Genomic DNA, 19,165 nt, shown 5'->3' with positions numbered 1-19,165 from the left:
TTGTCAATATTTTTTTATATTTGTCTTTGTTAATAAAATTTAACAACTTACTTTTGTTTACAATTAACACTTAAAAATTAAACTTTTGAATATGAAAAATCTTAGCAGATTATTGTTCGCAATGTTGCTGGTATTTGGTTTTAGCAACACTTATGCGCAAGATGACAACAACCCATGGGCGATTAGTTTCGGGGTAAACGCAGTAGACTTCTTTCCAAACGGAGACGGAGCACCTCTTAGTGAAGGTTTCGGAGACGAATACTTCAACACTGGAGATCACTGGAACGTTTTACCTTCTTTATCAACTATTACTGTAGCTCGTACTATAACAGATGGTTTATCATTTGGAGTAACAGGGTCAATTAATAAAATTGATAAATACGGTGATGATGAAGTTTCTGATTTATCTTACTACGGAGTAGATGGTACTTTTAAGTACGGTTTTTTACAACACAGTGTATTTAATCCATTCATCGGAGTTGGTGGGGGTTACACTTGGGTAGACGAAATCGGAGCTGGTACTGCAAACGGTACTTTAGGTTTCAATATCTGGTTTACTGAAAACATTGGTCTTACATTACAATCTTCTTATAAGCATTCTTTCGAAGACTATTTAACTTCTCATTTCCAACATACTGCAGGAATCGCTATCAAATTTGGTGGAAAAGATGCTGATAAAGATGGAATATACGACAAAGATGATGCTTGTCCAGATGTATTTGGTCTAGCTATCTTTAACGGATGTCCTGACACTGACGGTGATGGTATCGAAGATTCTAAAGATGCTTGTCCTAACGAAGCTGGTACAGCTGAATTCAATGGTTGTCCTGATACTGACGGAGACGGTGTAGCTGATCCAGAAGATAAATGTCCTACTGTTGCTGGTTTAGTAGCATTAAATGGATGTCCTGATGCTGATGGTGACGGTGTAGCTGATCCTGATGATAAATGTCCAAACGTTGCTGGTCCTGCAGAAAACAATGGTTGTCCTTGGCCTGATACTGACGGAGACGGTGTAGCAGATAAAGATGATGAGTGTGTAGATGTTCCTGGTACTGTTGCAAACAACGGTTGTCCAGAATTATCTGAAGCAGTTCAAAAATCTCTTAACGAATATGCTAAAACTATCTTATTCGATACAGGTAAATCTACTATCAAAACTCACTCTGCTGAAGTTTTAGAAAACATTATAGCTATTATCAATGAGTATCCAAACGCTACTTTTACAGTAGATGGTCACACTGATAGTTCAGGATCTGATGCTTTAAACATGAAGTTATCTGATGCTAGAGCAGCAGCTGTAAAAGATTACTTAGTAAATAAAGGTATTGACTCTTCAAGATTATCTTCTAAAGGATATGGTGAAGAAAAGCCAATCGATTCTAACAAAACTAGAGCTGGTAGAGCTAACAACAGACGTGTAGAAATTAACTTAGTTAAATAAGACTAAATCTGTTAAAATATAATTATCTAAAACGCCCCGTTTATTCGGGGCGTTTTTTATTTTTATAGCATGACAACTTTTATAGAAGAGGTTATTGCTAACCTACAAGAGAAAGGTCTCGATCTTTCGGAATTAAAATTTATTCTTCCTAGTAAACGTGCAGGAACATTCTTAAAGCATCAACTTTCAAGAACGACCAAGCAAAATATGTTTGCCCCAGAAATATTAAGTATTGAAGATTTTGTTGAAAACATTTCAGGTTTAAAAACAGTCTCAAATACAGAGTTACTTTTTCAATTTTATAATACCTACATCACCCTTAATACCGACGGTAGTCCAGACTCGTTTGAAGTGTTTTCTAAATGGGCTCAAATCTTACTTCAAGATTTTAATGAAATCGATAGGTACTTAATTCCGCAACAAAAAATATTTGAATACTTGGCAGCCATTCAGGAGACCAACCATTGGTCTGTGGCCGAAGATAAAACCGAATTTATTATAAAATATCTTGCGTTTTGGAATAAGCTACATGTCTACTATACGCACTTCACAAAAACGTTGCTGGAAAATAATTTGGGGTACCAAGGCTTGGTCTATAGACAAGCGCATACTAAAGTTGGCGAGTATACCCAACAGAACAAAATACAACATGTGTTTTTAGGCTTTAATGCTTTAAATACTGCCGAAGAATCCATCATTCAACATATCCTAGAGCATACAGATGCTTTAATTTATTGGGATATAGATAAAACATTTTATGAAAACCCAGTTCATGATGCGGGATTGTTTACTAGACAACACTCAAAAAAGTGGAAGTATTTTAATACACATCCTTTTAATTGGATTTCTGATAATTATAAAAATGAAAAATCTATACAAATAATTGGTGTTCCTAAAAATATTGGGCAATCAAAATATATTGGTAATATCCTTAAAGAACTAGGTAAAACTAAAAACACTTTAGAGCATACAGCGATTGTTTTAGGGAATGAAGATCTTTTGCTTCCAGTGCTTAATTCGATACCTTCGGAAGTAAAGGCGCTAAATGTTACAATGGGTTTTCCGTTAAAATCAATTCCGTTGGCTTCATTATTCGAAAGTCTATTTAAGCTTCATAAAAACAATCCGAAGTCTTTTTATTATAAAGATGTAATTTCCATAGTGTCTCATCAATTTGTGCGTCCGCTATTTATTCAAGATAAAGAAGATTTTGCTACAGCCTTAATTGAAACGATTCAAACTAATAACATAGTCTTTCTTACATGTCAACATTTAGTTGAATTGTGCGAGCCATTTAAAGACGTTTTAGAGCTTTTATTCAAAGCTTGGGATAACAACGCAACTAAAGCGTTAAGTCAGTCTAAATCTTTAATTTTCGCCTTAAAGGAGTATTTAAATATAAGCAAGGATGAGAATATATTAAGTCTAGAATATACATATCGCTTTTACGAACTTTTTAATGAATTAGAACGTTTAAATACCACCTATAACTTTTTTCAGAACATAAGTGCCTTGCATCAAGTGTATCAGGAATTACTTAGTAGTGAAACTTTAGATTTTCAAGGGGAGCCATTGCAAGGTTTACAGATTATGGGAATGTTAGAGTCCCGTGTTTTAGACTTTGAAACCGTAATTATTTCCTCGGTAAACGAAGGTATTTTACCCGCAGGAAAAAGTAATAATTCTTTTATTCCATTAGATGTAAAACTCGAGAATAATTTACCAACTTTTAAGGAGAAGGATGCGGTTTATACCTATCACTTTTATCGCTTATTGCAACGTGCTAAAAATGTTTATATTATTTATAATACAGAAGCCGATGTTTTAAAGGGCGGAGAAAAAAGTAGATTTATAACACAGTTAGAACTAGAAAAAATACACGAGCCGAAACAGATTATTGCCACGCCTACGGTGCATTTGGTAGAAAATAAATTGAAAACAGTACCCAAATCGGCTTTAGTTATGGAGCGTTTAAAGCAAATTGGTAAGAATGGTTTTTCTCCATCGTCTTTAACGAACTATATGCGGAACCCAATGGATTTCTATCTGCAGAAAGTACTAAAAATTCAAGAATATGATGAGGTTGAAGAAACTGTAGCGGCTAATACTCTTGGAACAGTTGTACATAATACGCTCGAAGATTTTTACCAGCCATTAATTGGTGAGCAATTAACCGAAGCGCATATTAAAGAAATGCGAGCTAAGATTTCTGCCACCGTGTTGCATCATTTTGAAGATACTTATAAGAAAGGCGATATTAAAACGGGTAAAAATTTAATCAGTTTTGAAATCGCAAAGCGTTATGTTTCTAATTTTATCGATTTAGAATTAAAAGAAATTAAAGCTGGCCGAATTATAAAGATTATTGCTATTGAAGCCGATTTTGAACGTATAGAAATTAATATTCCTGAACTCGATTTTCCGGTGACTATAGGTGGAAAAGTAGATCGTGTAGACGAATATGACGGTGTGACTAGAATAATTGATTATAAGACAGGTAAAGTGAGTCAGTCGCAAGTAGAAATTATAAATTGGGAAGACCTCACCACCGATTATGATAAATATAGTAAGCCGTTCCAAATTTTGTGTTATGCATTTATGATGCTTTCAGATGGGACTTTAAAATTTCCTTTAGAGGCCGGAATTATTTCCTTTAAAAATTTAAATGGTGGCTTTTTAAAATTTACCAAAAAGGACAAATCTGGAAACGGTGCCACTAAAATAACCGCTATAAACGAGGAAACGATTCAGTTATTCGAGGAGCAACTCAAGGTCTTAATTTTAGATATATTTAACCCTGAACTGAACTTTGAAGAAAAGGAGGTTAGTCATTAAACAATTTTAAAAAAAAATAAACTAAAAACATCCTTCTACAATCTAAAAAGTAATGAAAGCCAATTCTGAAATTAAACAAGAATTACTAAAGCGTTGTGAATCGTTTATCGATAAACGATTGGTAAATGTACAGCACAATATTGCCGAAGTGCAAGAGTCCTTAACGTCTGAAACTAAAAGTTCGGCGGGAGATAAGCACGAAACCGGACGCGCCATGTTACAATTAGAGCGAGAGAAATTTGGAGCGCAATTGGCCGAAATAAATCAGGTACAGCAAGCGTTAACTAAAATTAATATTACAAAACAATCGAAAACTATTTGCTTAGGAAGTACTGTTATTACAGATGTTTCAAATTATTTTATAGCCATTAGTGCAGGTGAAATTGAATTAGACGGAACTAAGTATTATGCAATAGCACCTAACACACCTATAGGTTTACTTTTACTTTCTAAGCAAGCAGGAGATGTTGTAACGTTTCGAAATCAAGCGTTTAAGATTCTAAACGTTTTTTAGCAGATTCCGTTAAAATTAGGTTCTGAGTTGTATCAATCGGTAGTTCGGAATTGTGATAAAAAAAGATGGATTTAGAATGGTAAATTGCTTCAATAAGATATGTGCTTCCTCTAAAATAATTACGTTTTATTGTAACTTCTAACGCGGGTTCTTCAGAAATCTCCAAGTCATGAGCATATACAAAGACTTGCTTTTCTGAGGTGTTTAGATTTAAATCTTGCGATTGCATGTTATTAAACTCATCAAAGAAAGAGGCGATTAAAGGTTTTTTAGGATTTCGGTATAATTCTTTAGGTGTATCGCTCGCTATAATTTTTCCGCTATTTAAAACAATCATCCTATCCGAATAAGGTAACACGTCTTCACGGTCGTGGGTGGCTACAATGACAGAAATATTCTTTTCTTTTAAATAATTGAATAAGTTGCGACGCAGGGTTTGTTTTTGAAAATTATCGATATGGCTAAAAGGTTCGTCCAATAAAATAATCTCAGGTTGTCTCGCAATCGCTCTAGCAAGTGCCACACGTTGTTTTTGTCCGCCACTTAATAATTTTACTTTAACATCTGTAAATTCAACCAGATCTACCAGTTCTATGAGTTCTTTAGTACGTCGTTCCTTTTCTTCTGGAAAGAAGTTAGACAAGAATTTACCGATATTTTGTTTCACAGAAATAAAAGGCATTAAATCAAATTCTTGAGCTACATATTTCATAAAGTCGTAACCAATAACCAAATTGAATTTTGGGCCTAATATGGGTTTGTCGTTCCAAAATATCTCCCCTTCAGGTAAATCGTAGGTACCGTAAAGTAATTTTATAAGCGTACTTTTTCCAGAGCCACTTTCGCCAATAAAAGAAACATGCTGTCCGCGTTCTACCGAAAATGAAATATTGTGAAGTATGGTTTTCGTGTCGTAACCAAATGAAATATCTTGGACTTTAAGCATAATTTAATTTTGATTTACAAAAATAGTATAAAAAAACAAAGAGCCATTTAATTGCAAATAAAGCATTTAAACGACTCTTAATATGATTAAAAAAGGATTACCCTTTAGTCTGTTCTTTATGGGCTTCAGGAAGTGTATTAAATCCCATATTGTATAACGTAAATCCGAAAATATCGGCATATTGTTCAATGGTTTTACTTACTGGGGTTCCTGCGCCATGACCGGCATCAGTTTCAATTCGGATTAAAACAGGATTTCCATGTTTTTGATTGTGTTGCAATTCGGCAGCAAATTTAAAACTATGGGCAGGTACCACACGGTCGTCATGATCGCCAGTGGTTATTAAAGTGGCTGGATATTTTACGCCTGGTTTTACATTGTGAATTGGAGAATATGCTTTTAAGTACTCGAACATTTCCTTGCTATCTTCGGCTGTCCCGTAATCGTATGCCCAACCTGCACCGGCAGTGAACGTGTGATAACGTAACATATCTAGTACACCAACAGCGGGTAATGCGACTTGCATTAAATCAGGACGTTGTGTCATTGTTGCTCCAACTAATAATCCGCCGTTAGAACCTCCTTTAATGGCTAAAAATTTAGACGATGTATAATTGTTTTCAATTAAATATTCTCCAGCGGCAATAAAGTCGTCAAACACATTTTGTTTTTGCATTTTGGTTCCTGCATCGTGCCACGCTTTTCCGTATTCTCCACCACCACGTATGTTGGGAACAGCATAAATACCACCAGCCTCCATCCAAACGGCATTAGCAATACTAAAAGAAGGTGTTAAGCTAATATTGAAACCTCCATAAGCATATAAGATTGTAGGATTTTTGCCGTTTAGCGCTGTGCCTTTTTTGTAAGAAATAATCATAGGTACTTTTGTACCATCTTTAGATTTGTAAAAAACCTGCTTACTCTCGTACTGATTTGGATCAAAATCAACTTTTGGTTTTACATACACCGTAGATACTCCCGACTCTGTGTTAAAAGCATAACTTGTAGATGGTGTCGTGTAATTTGAGAATGAATAATATAAGGTTTCATTTTCTTTTTTACCTGAGAACCCACTTACTGTACCAATACCAGGAAGTTCGATTTCGCGGACTAGTTTCCCGTTGTAATCGTATTGTTTTACTTGTGAAACAGCATTAACCATGTAATGTGCAAATATAAAATTACCACCTGTAGAAGGGGTTAATACATTTTCTGTTTCTGGAATAAAATCTACCCAATGTTCTGGAGTAGGGTTAGAGGCGTCTACCGTTACAATTTTTATATTAGGCGCATTTAAATTAGTCGATAAAAATAATGTGCTTCCTATATTGTCTACCAAATGCGTATCACTGTCTGTGTGATCTAATATGGCAACAAATCTGCTATTGGATTTTGTTAAATCTTTAATGTATAATTTATTACCAGAGGTTGATGTGCGTGGATAAATTAATAAATAATGATCGTCTTCGGTAACACTTGCCGAGATATAACGGTGTTTTTCTAGCGGTGTGCCTCCAAATATTAGTTTGTCGGTACTTTGCTTTGTTCCAATTTTATGATAATATAATTTGTGTTGGTCGGTTTTAGCAGAAAGCTCGCTGCCTTTTGGTTTATCGTAGCTAGAGTAATAGAAACCATCGTTACCCTTCCAAGACATGCCACTAAATTTTACATCGACTAAAGTGTCTTCAATAACTTGTTTAGTTTCGGCATTAATGATTATAATTTTTCTCCAATCGCTACCGCCTTCAGAAATGGAATACGCAGCGATACTTCCATCTTTAGAGAACGACAAGCCTCCTAAAGACGTTGTACCTTCGGTACTAAAGGTATTGGGATCAAGAAAGACTTCTTCTGTACTATCATCTCCTTTGGTTCTATATAATACACTCTGGTTTTGTAATCCGTTATTCTTATAAAAGTAGTTGTAATCTCCTTCTTTAAAAGGGGCGCCAATTTTCTCGTAATTCCAAAGTGACGTTAAGCGGTCTTTAATTTGATCACGATATGGTATTTTTTCTAAATAGTCGAAAGTTATTTTGTTTTCTTCTGCCACCCAAGCCTCGGTTTCAGGACTTCTATCGTCTTCTAACCAACGATATGGATCTTTAACTTCTGTGTCGAAATAGGTGTCTGCGGTATCTATAGTTTTCGTTATCGGATAGTTCACGATTTGATTTTTATTTTTTTTTAGTTCTTGCTCATTTTTACAGGAACTAAAGAGGGTTAATATCGTTAGAGTAGCTATTAGTTTTTTCATGACTCATATTGTTTTATAGGTCTTCCAAAAATAACGAAAAAGCTCCTAAACGCTTAGGCTTAGGAGCTTTTTTTAAACTTATTTAAGAGAAAATTTAGATAAGTTTATTCGCAATTAAGTATTCTGCAATTTGTATAGTGTTTGTTGCTGCTCCTTTACGAAGGTTATCGGCAACAATCCACATATTTAAAGTGTTTTTTTGAGTTTCGTCTCTTCTTATACGTCCAACAAAAACATCATCCTTATCATGTGCATAAATTGGCATTGGATATGTATTTGTATCTGTATTATCTTGAACAACAACACCTGGAGTTTCGCTTAATAATTTACGAACATCTGCTAATTCGAAGTCGTTTTCAAATTCTACATTCACAGATTCAGAATGTCCACCAGCGGTAGGGATTCTTACAGCGGTTGCAGATACAGAGAAAGATGTATCGTTTAATATTTTTTGAGGTTCCTTAGCTAATTTCATTTCCTCTTTAGTGTATCCATTGTCTAAAAACACATCACAATGAGGTAATGCATTTCTTCCAATTGGATAAGGATATGCCATTTCACCGTCTATACCAGCAATTTCGTTTTCTAGTTGTTTTACAGCTTTTACACCTGTACCAGAAACCGATTGGTATGTTGAAACCACAACACGTTTCATAGTGTATTTTTTATGAAGAGGTGCTAATGCCATAACTAATTGAATAGTAGAGCAATTAGGGTTTGCAATAATTTTATCGTCTTTGGTTAATTCGTTAGCATTAATTTCTGGAACGATTAGTTTTTTTGTAACGTCCATTCTCCATGCTGAAGAATTATCGACTACTGTTGTACCAGCTTCTGCAAATTTAGGAGCCCATTCTAAAGACGTGTCTCCTCCGGCAGAAAATAAAGCAACATCTGGTTTCATTGCTACCGCATCTGCTAAACCTACAACCTTATAATCTTGTCCTTTATAAGAAATTGTTTTACCTACAGAGCGCTCTGAGGCAACAGGAATTAATTCCGTTAACGGAAAATTACGTTCTGCTAATACTTTAAGCATTACTTCGCCAACCATACCCGTGGCACCAACTACAGCTACTTTCATTATATCAATTTTAGTTTAAGTGTGTCTATTTATTTTGAACAAAACTAAGTATTAATAATTAAAAAATAGCCTTAGTTTCTTCAAACTAAGGCTATTTAACAACAAATAACAAAATGTTAATTATTTAACAAATCTTATTTCTTTAGTAAATCTCTTATTTCTGCTAAAAGTTCTTCTTGCGTTGGACCTGCAGGCGCTGCTGGTGCCGCTTCTTCTTTCTTCTTAGAGTTTTCGTAAGCTTTCAATACCATGAAAATACAGAAACCAATAATTATAAAATCGATAACCATTTGTATAAAGTTACCATAGTTAATGGCTACAGGAGGAACTTCTGCTCCGGCCGCATTGGTTGTTGCTTCTTTTAGAACATACTTTAGGTCCGAAAAATTAACGTCGCCAAGCAACATGCCAATAGGAGGCATTAAAATGTCTTTAGTAAACGATGTTACTATTTTACCAAATGCACCACCAATAATTACTGCTGTTGCAAGGTTTATAATATCTCCTTTTAGAAGAAAGGACTTGAAATCTTTGAAAAATGCCATATAGTTTAGGATTGATTAATAATAGCTAAAGTATATAAAATAAATCAAAAATAAGAGGTATCTATTTTAAAACGACACGTTTAATCCGTTGAGAAAGGCCTGTGAGTAGTTCGTAAGAAATAGTGTTCGCGGTTGCAGCAAACTCTTCGGCTGTTGGATAATCGCCAAAAACAATTACTTCATCGCCTTCTTGGCAGTCAATATTTGTAATATCAACCATTATCATATCCATGCACGTATTTCCTACTATATGGGCTTTCTGTCCGTTAATGGCAACAAATCCTTTGCCGTTTCCATATTCTCTTCCAATACCATCGGCATGCCCAAGTGGTAAGGTTGCTGTGGTTAGAGGCGCATTACAAATATAACCACGATTATAACCTACACTTTCCCCAATAGGAATATGATGAATCTGAGAAATTACTGTTTTTAATGTGGTAATGGGTTTGAAGTGAATGTTTTCTTCTTCCGAATTTCCAAAGCCATACATGCCAATCCCGCTTCTAACCATATCAAAATGTGCTTCCGGATAATTTAAAATTCCAGAAGTATTACACATATGAAGCATTGGTTTATAAGGTAATTGCTTGAGTAATGAGTCTGATATAGATTTAAATGTATTAATCTGTTGGCGTGTAAAAGCCTTCTCGTTTAAATCTTCACTAGCTCCCATATGCGACAATAGGGAAGTCACTTTAATAGATTCTGTATTTGCTAATATTGATAAAATTTCAGAAATATTATCTTCAGAAAATCCTAATCGGTTTAATCCCGTATTAAACTTTAAGTGGATCGGATATTCTTTTTGGTTTAGAGCTTCTGCAGTGGCTACAAATTCTTTCAGAACTTTTAAACTGTATAAGTTTGGTTCTAACCGATTTTCAATAAGCGTATTAAAACTTACGGCCTGAGGATGAAGCACCAAAATTGGTGTTGTAATTCCTGAGGTTCTTAATTGAGCACCTTCGTAAGTATAAGCAACAGCAAAGTAATCTACATTTAAGGTTTCTAAATGTTTTGCAATATCTACCGCGGCGTTTCCGTAAGCATACGATTTAACAACGGCTAAAAATTTAGTAGACGAATCTATTCTAGATTTAAGATAAGTAACATTGTGTTCTAAAGCGTTTAAATCTATTTCTAAAAGAGTTTCCTGTGCTTTAAGCATCGGTATTGTCGAAATTTAAATCTATGGTTCCAGTTCCGTTAGGCGTATTGTTTTTTTGTTTTTCGCTACGCATAGCTTTATAGTAAGCGGCGCGACTTAGGGGTTCGTATTCTTCGGTTTCCCCAAGTAAAACAAGAGCATCACTTTGTGATTTTCTGTAACTAAATTGTGCTAAGTTCCCCGTTCGTGTGCAGATGGCATGTACTTTAGTAACGTATTCTGCTGTAGCCATTAAATTTGGCATCGGGCCAAACGGATTACCCTTAAAATCCATATCTAATCCAGCTACAATTACACGAATTCCTTTATTGGCTAAGTCATTACAAACACGAACAATTTCATCATCAAAAAACTGAGCTTCGTCTATGCCTACCACATCACAACCATCGGCAAGTATCGGGATGTTTGCGGCTGCAGGAACAGGTGTAGAACGAATTTCGTTGGCATCGTGAGAGACCACCATATCTTCGTTATAGCGAATATCTACCGAGGGTTTAAAAATTTCGACTTTTTGTTTGGCGAACTGTGCACGTTTAAGTCTTCGGATTAATTCTTCGGTCTTTCCTGAGAACATCGAACCGCAGATAACTTCAATCCAACCAAATTGTTCTTTATGATTTACTGTATTTTCGAGAAACATTTTGTAATTTTAACACTAATATTACGCAAACTTTCGTTTGTTTATAGGATGTAAATTTATTAAAAATAAAAAGGCGAAAATAGTTTAAAATTAAAAGTTATGAAGAAGAAGTTGGAATCGGAATTAATGAGTGTTGCACTAAGAGTTTTAAGGCTTGAAGGAAAGGATGATGTGGCTAAACTTCATGCTGAAACAGCGCTCCTTTTTGAAAAACTTTCTATTTTAAAATTTCTACAAGAAAATCCTCAGGATAAATTGCTACACGACGACACCTCATTTTTTGATATGATTGATAATGCGTTCACTAAAAAAGTGACAGAAGTTGTTGAAGAAGAAAGTGAAGACAAAGCATTTATTAGAGAAGATCAGGTACAACCCGACGAAAATGCTGAAGATATAGCCGAACCAGTAATGGAAAAAATTAAAGATATTGTCGCACATATGCCTGAAGAAGAGGAAACAGCCGACGATCTATTTAGTGCTATAACACCTAAACCGCAGTACGAGAAAAATGATTTTGAAGAAATTACAGCCGATTTTAAAGTCACTCCAGTCTTCGAACCTGTAAAAGATTCTACTATTACCAATGTTAAAAGATCTCTAAACGATAAATTAAAAGGCGGTGGACTAAATATTGGATTGAACGATAAAATTGCTTTTATAAAACAGTTATTTGCAGGAAGCGCAGAAGATTATGAACGCGTTATTTCGCAGATAAATACAAGTGGGAACTTTGAAGAGGCTCGAAATTTAATTCAGAATGTCGTGAAATCCGATTATAACAATTGGGAAGGTAAGGAAGTCTTCGAAGAGCGTTTTATGTTAATTATAGAAAGAAAATTCAATTAGTTTTCTGAGATTTGCATCTTTAATTCCTTTTAATTTTTTCTTGTATGCAGCTTCTAACAAAGAAGCTTTAAAAACATGCCGTTAATTTTCTATACATGAGTAAACTATACATTGTACCTACACCAATTGGTAATTTAGAAGATATGACTTTTAGGGCCATACGCGTTCTTAAAGAAGCCGATTTAATATTGGCTGAAGACACGAGAACCTCTGGAAAACTTCTAAAACATTTCGAGATTAATACACATTCGCAATCACACCATATGCATAACGAGCATAAAACGATTGAAGGGTTAATACAAAAATTAAAGGGAGGAACCGTAATTGCATTAATTAGTGATGCAGGTACACCAGCTATTTCCGATCCTGGATTTTTATTAACGCGTGCGTGTGTAGAACATGGTATTGAAGTAGATTGTTTGCCTGGTGCTACGGCCTTTGTGCCAGCATTAGTAAATTCAGGTTTGCCTAACGATAAATTTGTATTCGAAGGCTTTTTACCGGTTAAGAAAGGCAGACAAACGCGTTTGTTACTTTTAGCCGAAGAAATGCGTACTATTATATTTTACGAATCGCCACACAAACTCATAAAAACCTTGACCCATTTTTGCGAATATTTTGGAGAAGATCGTCCCGTTTCCGTGTCGCGTGAATTAACAAAATTATACGAGGAAACCGTTCGTGGAACAGCAAAAGAGGTTTTAGAACATTACACCAATAAGCCACCAAAAGGGGAAATAGTGGTTGTGGTTGGTGGAAAAAAATAAGTATACACTTTTAAAAATTTTAAAATGACATTAGACGCATTTAAACAAAAATTACAGAATACGCCTAAATCTATAGTGTTTTCAGATACTGTAGATACTATAGAGTCCAATTACATATTTACACCTACAGCCTTTAAAAATGGTGAGGTATATAATAAATCTGGCGAGAATTCAGGCTCTTGTAAATTGTTTGCTTTTGCAAAACTGCAAGGGTTTACAAAAGAAGAAACCTTATCATGTTTCGGTCAGTTTTATTATATAGATGTTTTAGGCGATCCAGAAGGTGATGGCCACCAAAACATTAGAAACTTTATGAATACTGGATTCGAAGGATTGCAATTTGAAGGAGAGCCTTTAAAGCTGAAATAAGTAATAATGGATGCGCTTTTACATGAGATTAAGCAATGCACCATTTGTGCAGACCATTTGCCTTTAGGTCCGCATCCTATTGCCACAGCGCATCCAGATTCTAAGATTGTAATTGTTGGTCAGGCGCCAGGATTAAAAGTGCATAATTCCGGAATTCCTTGGAACGATGCTAGCGGAAAGCGTTTAAGAACGTGGCTAAATGTCACCGAAAACCAGTTTTACAACACCAAGAACTTTGCCATTATTCCTATGGGTTTTTGTTATCCTGGTAAAGGTAAAAGTGGCGATTTACCTCCAAGACCCGAATGTGCACCTCAATGGCATGCTACGTTATTTAGTAAAATGCCACAGGTAAAGCTTGTGATTTTAATTGGGAATTATGCTCAAAAATATTATCTCAAAGTAGAGGCTGGAGCGAATTTGACAGAAACCGTTTCCAATTTCGAGTCGTATTTACCAACCTATTTTCCTATTCCACACCCGTCGCCACGAAACCGATTTTGGATGTCTAAAAATCCATGGTTCGAAGCATCAGTTGTGCCTGAATTACAGAAGCTAATTAAAACTATACTTTAAAATTAGGTTCTTAGGTAGATTATATCATGAACCTTTTTTCTTCTTCTTTATACATAAATACGTTTTTTAAAGAAAAAGATGATGAGATATAGGATCATAAAAGTTTCCAGGAAGTAATCAAAAGACATTCTTAATTCTTTAAAGAAAGCATAGGTTATAATAGAAATTATCAATAATAGTATTATAGTAAGTTGGTACGATTCTAAGCGTAATTTATTGATATAATCATCTTCGACTTTTTCTCTAGACAGCATATAAATAAATAACCCCACATAGCTTAAAATAGAAAATAAATGAGAAAGATTATTTTCTGAATGATCAAGGCTTTCGGGTTTCGTTTCCGATGGCGTTGTATCTGGGTGATTGTCCTGTGGAGTTTCTATTTGTGGTGTGTTGAAATCATATTCATTACAGTCTACAGTATAGTAAGCTGCACTTATAAAAGTAAATACTATAAAGGCCAGAGCGCCTAATTTTTTACACCAATTTGGTAGTATTTGAATGTTCATTTTCTTTAGAGTTTTGGTTAATATTTTAAACTTTTATTCTTCGATATCAAATAAATATTCAACGGTAACTTCGAAAAACCGAGCCATTTTAATCGCAAGGGTTACCGACGGATTGAATTTGTTATTTTCAATAGCGTGAATAGTTTGTCGAGACACCTTTAATTTATCTGCCAATTGTGCCTGTGTTAAACTATGTCTGGCGCGTTCTACTTTTATAAGGTTTTTCATTAATACACTCGTTTTTTAATTGAAAATATAATGAGGAATAGCATTATATAAAGGAACAGAAAATAATCCAAAGGCATATTTAAATTGCCTTGGAACGCATAAATTCCAAGTGAAACCAATAGAAAAATTAAGATGGAAAGCTGAAATGAATCTGCTCTCAATTTATTGATGTAATCGTCTTCAATTTGTTCCTTAGAAATCATATAAATAATCAATCCAATAATGCTAAAAATATTAAATACATGCATGAGTTCGTTTCCAAAATAATCTGAAAATACTTCAGAAGTTTCATGTGGTTGAGACGTGTGTTTTCGTTCATCTGGTGCTAATTCTATTTGGTCTAAAGTGCTGCTGTTTTTACCTTCATTGTAGCCGTTAATAAAGCCATCGCTACCAGCTAATATTGCAAATGTGATAAAAATTAAGACACCTATTTTTTTACACCAGTTGGGAAGTATTTGAATGTTCATATGTTATGAATTTTAAAGTTAGTTATAAACCTGCTTATTCAATAGGTTTGAAGGCTGCTTAAATGAATGTTTTTTTTAAATAAAAAAGAATGAGTAGTGTAGGGATATTAAACAGTACTAAACAGTATAACGGCATATTTAAGGTTTCGTGTAATGAATAATTTACGAATGAAACTAATATTGGAAGTAGTTGTATTGTCATTTCTAGTGAATTTTTATTAGTTGTATTTAGTGTGTTGCAATACAGGTTGAATGTTTGCTTTTACTATAAAGTATGCGATTAATACACTCGTTTTTTAATTGAAAAAATAATGAGGAATAGCATCATATAAAGGAATAGAAAATAATCCAAAGGCATATTTAAATTGCCTTGGAACGCATAAATTCCAAGTGAAACCAATAGAAAAATTAAGATAGAAAGCTGAAATGAATCTGCTCGCAATTTATTGATATAATCGTCTTCAATTTTTTCTTTAGATAGCATATAGATAAATAGTCCCGCAATACTTAAAATACTAAATAAGTGAGTTGTTTCTTTTCCAAAATAAAAATGATGTGTCTCGGGTTTGGTCTCTCCTTGAGTTGTGTCTTCGTGATTATTAAGAGGGCTTTTGTACGGACTAGCGTATTCTACGCTATTCCATCCCGCTCTAAAGTCATCGCTACCAGCTAAAATTGCAAATGTGATAAAAATTAAGATGCCTATTTTTTTATACCAATTGGGAAGTATCTGAATATTCATATTCTATTATTTTTATATAAAAGTATATAATACTTTACATTTAATCAAATATAATAGAAAATTAAATATTTAGAAATCTACTTTTTAGTACTGATTCTTAGCGAAATGTGTTGATTTTATTGAAGAAATGAGAAGGAAAGAAAATTTCGAAATTTTAATATTTAAATGATTTGAATTGAAGATTTTATAATTATCTAAAATTTAGATAAAGATTCGTAAGCCTAGATTTTTCCTGTCCTGAGCCAAGTCGAAGGGTTGGTTCGTTTTTTCATCAATGGAAAAAATGAACAAATATTCTATAATTGAAAATCCATTTGCGTTAGCGATTGCAGTGGCATCCTTTTATGGTTTTTTTCGACCATAAAAGATATAACGGAAAGCGCGCCCCAAAAGGGGAACGCCCAAAAAAGTACTACTAACTATTTAAATATGCTTCCCTTTTTCCCAGCCATGTTTTCCTAAATGTTGTTCACCACTTTCTAAAGCACCATTTTCCAGTGTAGTTCCCATACTGTCGTTCCAGCGGTTTAAATATCCGAAAAGTGAAATAACGCCTAACATTTCTACAATTTCGCCTTCGTCCCAATAGGTGTTCAATCGCTTTTTTAAAGTGTCGTCTACGGCATTTGGTACTTGAGATGCGGCCAAACTAAAATCTAAAGCCACACGTTCGGTTTCGCTAAATGCGGGATGGGTGCGATAATCCCAAACGTTATCGAGTTGCTCTTGTTCTGCCCCGTAGCGCTCTGCGGCACGAATGGCGTGTGCTTGGCAATAGCGACAGCCAGTGGCATTACTGCTAACCCAAGCAATTAAGCGTTTTAAAGCAGAAGTTACGCGACCTTCGTTGGCCATCACAGCTTTGTTTAAATTAATGAAGGCTTTGCTTATGGCTGGCCGGCGTTGCATGGTTAAAACAGAGTTCGGACAGAAGCCCAATGTTTCATTAAAAAAGGTTGCTAAATCTTGAGTTTCTTGGTCGTGATCGGGAGATAATGGTGTTATTAGTGGCATTTTATTCTGAATTTTAGTCGTATTTTTGAACTATCAATTAACGAAAAAATACGGAATTATGACTCATTTGGTGACCACACAATGGAAAAAAAATGTACAATTTGAATCTGATAACCCTAGCGGTAAATCGGTTATGATTGATTTAGGCGAAGATAATGGCGGTAAAGGAGATGGCTTACGTCCGAAAGCCTTAATGCTAACTGCTCTTGCTGGTTGTTCGGGGGTAGATATTACGCCAATGTTGGAAAAAATGAAGGTTGAGATAGACGATTTTAAAATTGTTATTGAAGGGCATTTAACCGAAGAACACCCAAAATATTACCATCTAGTTACTGTAGATTATCATTTTTATGGTACAGATTTAAACGAAACTAAAATTAATAGAGCAGTAGACTTATCGGTCGATAAATACTGCGGGGTTATGGAAATGTTTCGTCATTTTGCAGAGGTAAAAGTAAAGTCTCATTTTCATAATAAATAAATTATTTCGGATTACAAACTATGCGTTGGACCATAAAACCAAAACCAGAATCTCATAAAGTTAATACGTTACAAGAGGCACTTCATGTAGACGAACTTACTGCGTCGTTGTTAATACAGCGTGGCATTGAGACGTTCGATGAGGCAAAATCGTTCTTTAGACCAGATCTTAGCGAATTGCACGATCCGTTCTTAATGAAAGATATGGACAAAGCTGTGGTACGTATTGAACAAGCTCTAGAAGCTGGCGAGAATATTATGGTGTATGGCGATTACGATGTCGATGGTACAACGTCTGTGGCCTTAATGAGTTCGTATTTACGAACACGTCAGGAGAATGTAGTCACGTATATCCCGGATCGTTACGACGAAGGTTATGGTGTGTCTTATAAAGGCATCGACTTTGCTCACGATAACGATTTTACACTTATAGTGGCGTTAGACTGTGGTATAAAAGCAATCGATAAAGTGGCCTATGCCAAAGAAAAGGGCATCGATTTTATTATTTGCGATCACCACAGGCCAGGCGATGCTATTCCAAATGCCGCCGCAGTTCTGGATCCTAAACGGGAAGATTGTGAGTATCCATATAAAGAATTATGCGGTTGTGGGGTTGGGTTTAAACTCATTCAGGCCTTATCGTCTAAGCAAGGATTTACCATTGAAGATTTAGGTGAATATCTAGATTTAGTAGCTACCGCAATTGGAGCGGATATTGTGCCTATTACTGGTGAAAATAGAATTTTGGCCTATTACGGACTTCAAATTATTAACGAGAATCCGAGACCAGGCATTAAAGCCATTTTAAATCAGGTAGATAAAACCGTATTCACTATAACCGATGTGGTCTTTATTGTTGCACCAAGAATTAACGCTGCTGGACGTATGAAACATGGTACATATGCTGTGCAATTGCTTACAGAAATGGACGAAAAGCAAGCGGAAACGTATGCTGCCGAAATTGAAAGTTTTAATTTAGACCGTCGAGAAACCGATAAAGAAATTACAATTCAAGCTTTAAACCAGATTGAAGAGCGCAATGAACAAGAACGCTATACATCTGTAGTGTTTCAGGATGATTGGCACAAAGGTGTTATTGGTATTGTGGCATCTCGGCTTATAGAAACCTACTACAGACCCACATTAGTATTTACAAAAAGTGGTGAGAAATTGGCCGCTTCTGCACGTTCTGTTGTGGGGTTCGATGTGTATAATGCCCTAGAGGCATGTAGCGAACATATCGAACAATTTGGTGGACATAAATACGCAGCTGGATTAACATTGCATCCTGAAAATTACGATGCCTTTAAACAGGCTTTTGAAGATGTGGTGTCTAATACTATCGATCCTAAATTACTCTCTCCAGAAATTAAAATTGAAGCGAATATTGCTTTAGAAAATATAACACCTAAATTCTATCGTATTTTAAAGCAGTTTGCACCCTTTGGTCCTGGGAATATGATGCCGGTTTTTATGACCGAAGATGTGGTTGATACTGGATATGGAAAATGTGTTGGGAAAGAAGAAGATCATTTACGGATAACCGTGAAGCAACCCAACGTAAATCCTATTGTGTGTATTGGATTTGGTCTGGGAAAAAAGATAGATGTAGTCTCTACTAAAGTGCCTTTTAGTATTGTGTATTCTATAGATGAAAACCATTGGAATGGTGTAACAAGTCTGCAATTGAAGCTTAGAGATATAAAATAAATATTATATTTA

The 19,165-nt window shown here is 35.0% G+C and carries 20 protein-coding genes; 9 read left to right on the top strand and 11 right to left on the bottom strand.

Annotated features, from left to right (window positions below):
* Positions 1–91: 91 nt before the first annotated feature.
* The 3 genes from AC0UBM_RS05185 to AC0UBM_RS05175 all read left to right on the top strand — a co-directional run bounded on the left by AC0UBM_RS05185 (position 92) and on the right by AC0UBM_RS05175 (position 4,793).
* Complete coding sequence (locus AC0UBM_RS05185) at positions 92–1,444, top strand: OmpA family protein (protein ID WP_414035957.1); 1,353 nt, start codon at positions 92–94, stop codon at positions 1,442–1,444.
* Between the two features lie 69 nt (positions 1,445–1,513).
* A complete protein-coding gene (locus tag AC0UBM_RS05180; protein WP_475687937.1) occupies positions 1,514–4,279 on the top strand; it encodes a PD-(D/E)XK nuclease family protein in 2,766 nt (921 codons plus the stop codon).
* 52 nt (positions 4,280–4,331) lie between these two features.
* Complete coding sequence (locus AC0UBM_RS05175; protein ID WP_475687936.1) at positions 4,332–4,793, top strand: 3-oxoacyl-ACP synthase; 462 nt, start codon at positions 4,332–4,334, stop codon at positions 4,791–4,793.
* Here the strand turns inward: AC0UBM_RS05175 and AC0UBM_RS05170 are convergent.
* From AC0UBM_RS05170 to AC0UBM_RS05145, 6 genes are all read right to left on the bottom strand, one after another.
* Complete coding sequence (locus tag AC0UBM_RS05170) at positions 4,771–5,739, bottom strand: ABC transporter ATP-binding protein (protein ID WP_475687935.1); 969 nt, start codon at positions 5,737–5,739, stop codon at positions 4,771–4,773. The genes AC0UBM_RS05175 and AC0UBM_RS05170 overlap by 23 nt on opposite strands.
* Before the next feature lie 97 nt (positions 5,740–5,836).
* A complete protein-coding gene (locus AC0UBM_RS05165) occupies positions 5,837–8,002 on the bottom strand; it encodes a prolyl oligopeptidase family serine peptidase (RefSeq protein ID WP_475687934.1) in 2,166 nt (721 codons plus the stop codon).
* A gap of 94 nt (positions 8,003–8,096) precedes the next feature.
* Complete coding sequence (locus AC0UBM_RS05160) at positions 8,097–9,086, bottom strand: aspartate-semialdehyde dehydrogenase (RefSeq protein WP_475687933.1); 990 nt, start codon at positions 9,084–9,086, stop codon at positions 8,097–8,099.
* A 134-nt stretch (positions 9,087–9,220) separates the two neighbouring features.
* Positions 9,221–9,631, bottom strand: a complete 411-nt coding sequence (mscL, locus tag AC0UBM_RS05155) for a large-conductance mechanosensitive channel protein MscL (protein WP_414035963.1) — start codon at positions 9,629–9,631, stop codon at positions 9,221–9,223.
* A gap of 61 nt (positions 9,632–9,692) precedes the next feature.
* Positions 9,693–10,799, bottom strand: a complete 1,107-nt coding sequence (gene alr, locus AC0UBM_RS05150) for an alanine racemase (protein WP_475687932.1) — start codon at positions 10,797–10,799, stop codon at positions 9,693–9,695.
* Positions 10,792–11,439 (bottom strand): thymidine kinase, encoded by a 648-nt coding sequence (locus AC0UBM_RS05145; protein ID WP_475687931.1) that lies wholly within the window; start codon positions 11,437–11,439, stop codon positions 10,792–10,794. The genes alr and AC0UBM_RS05145 overlap by 8 nt, the downstream gene beginning before the upstream one ends.
* 99 nt (positions 11,440–11,538) lie before the next feature.
* Between AC0UBM_RS05145 and AC0UBM_RS05140 the strand changes: the two genes are divergently transcribed.
* The 4 genes from AC0UBM_RS05140 to AC0UBM_RS05125 all read left to right on the top strand — a co-directional run bounded on the left by AC0UBM_RS05140 (position 11,539) and on the right by AC0UBM_RS05125 (position 14,000).
* Complete coding sequence (locus AC0UBM_RS05140; RefSeq protein ID WP_475687929.1) at positions 11,539–12,288, top strand: hypothetical protein; 750 nt, start codon at positions 11,539–11,541, stop codon at positions 12,286–12,288.
* Positions 12,289–12,383: 95 nt separating this feature from the next.
* Positions 12,384–13,055: a 16S rRNA (cytidine(1402)-2'-O)-methyltransferase gene (gene rsmI, locus AC0UBM_RS05135; RefSeq protein WP_475687928.1), complete on the top strand. Its 672-nt coding sequence runs from the start codon at positions 12,384–12,386 to the stop codon at positions 13,053–13,055.
* A gap of 24 nt (positions 13,056–13,079) precedes the next feature.
* The gene (locus tag AC0UBM_RS05130) at positions 13,080–13,424 is read left to right on the top strand and encodes a HopJ type III effector protein (RefSeq protein ID WP_475687927.1); all 345 of its coding nucleotides are present in this window, start codon (positions 13,080–13,082) and stop codon (positions 13,422–13,424) included.
* 6 nt (positions 13,425–13,430) lie between these two features.
* On the top strand, positions 13,431–14,000 hold the full coding sequence (locus AC0UBM_RS05125) for a uracil-DNA glycosylase family protein (protein WP_475687926.1): 570 nt from the start codon (positions 13,431–13,433) through the stop codon (positions 13,998–14,000).
* 47 nt (positions 14,001–14,047) lie between these two features.
* On the opposite strand, the gene AC0UBM_RS05120 is transcribed toward AC0UBM_RS05125, so the two are convergent.
* The 5 genes from AC0UBM_RS05120 to AC0UBM_RS05100 form a co-directional block, all read right to left on the bottom strand.
* Positions 14,048–14,509 carry a hypothetical protein gene (locus tag AC0UBM_RS05120; protein WP_475687925.1) on the bottom strand — a complete coding sequence of 154 codons (462 nt, stop codon included), beginning with the start codon at positions 14,507–14,509 and terminating at the stop codon, positions 14,048–14,050.
* Positions 14,510–14,542: 33 nt separating this feature from the next.
* Positions 14,543–14,737 carry a helix-turn-helix transcriptional regulator gene (locus AC0UBM_RS05115; RefSeq protein WP_038526011.1) on the bottom strand — a complete coding sequence of 65 codons (195 nt, stop codon included), beginning with the start codon at positions 14,735–14,737 and terminating at the stop codon, positions 14,543–14,545.
* Positions 14,737–15,207, bottom strand: a complete 471-nt coding sequence (locus AC0UBM_RS05110) for a hypothetical protein (RefSeq protein ID WP_475687923.1) — start codon at positions 15,205–15,207, stop codon at positions 14,737–14,739. The genes AC0UBM_RS05115 and AC0UBM_RS05110 overlap by 1 nt, the downstream gene beginning before the upstream one ends.
* 280 nt (positions 15,208–15,487) lie before the next feature.
* Positions 15,488–15,949, bottom strand: coding sequence for a hypothetical protein (locus AC0UBM_RS05105; protein WP_475687922.1), 462 nt, complete (start codon positions 15,947–15,949; stop codon positions 15,488–15,490).
* 423 nt (positions 15,950–16,372) lie between these two features.
* Entirely contained in the window at positions 16,373–16,963 is a 591-nt protein-coding gene (locus AC0UBM_RS05100) for a carboxymuconolactone decarboxylase family protein (RefSeq protein WP_475687920.1), read from the bottom strand.
* Positions 16,964–17,021: 58 nt separating this feature from the next.
* On the opposite strand from AC0UBM_RS05100, the gene AC0UBM_RS05095 reads away from it, so the two are divergent.
* Both AC0UBM_RS05095 and recJ read left to right on the top strand, forming a co-directional pair.
* Positions 17,022–17,444 (top strand): OsmC family protein, encoded by a 423-nt coding sequence (locus AC0UBM_RS05095; RefSeq protein WP_475687919.1) that lies wholly within the window; start codon positions 17,022–17,024, stop codon positions 17,442–17,444.
* Positions 17,445–17,464: 20 nt separating this feature from the next.
* Positions 17,465–19,153, top strand: coding sequence for a single-stranded-DNA-specific exonuclease RecJ (gene recJ, locus AC0UBM_RS05090; protein WP_475687918.1), 1,689 nt, complete (start codon positions 17,465–17,467; stop codon positions 19,151–19,153).
* Positions 19,154–19,165 lie beyond the last annotated feature (12 nt).

The sequence above is a fragment of the Formosa sp. F44 genome (genome assembly GCF_056238645.1).
The sequence above is the reverse complement of the archived record's forward strand: the minus strand, read 5'-3'. Positions and strand labels throughout refer to the sequence as shown.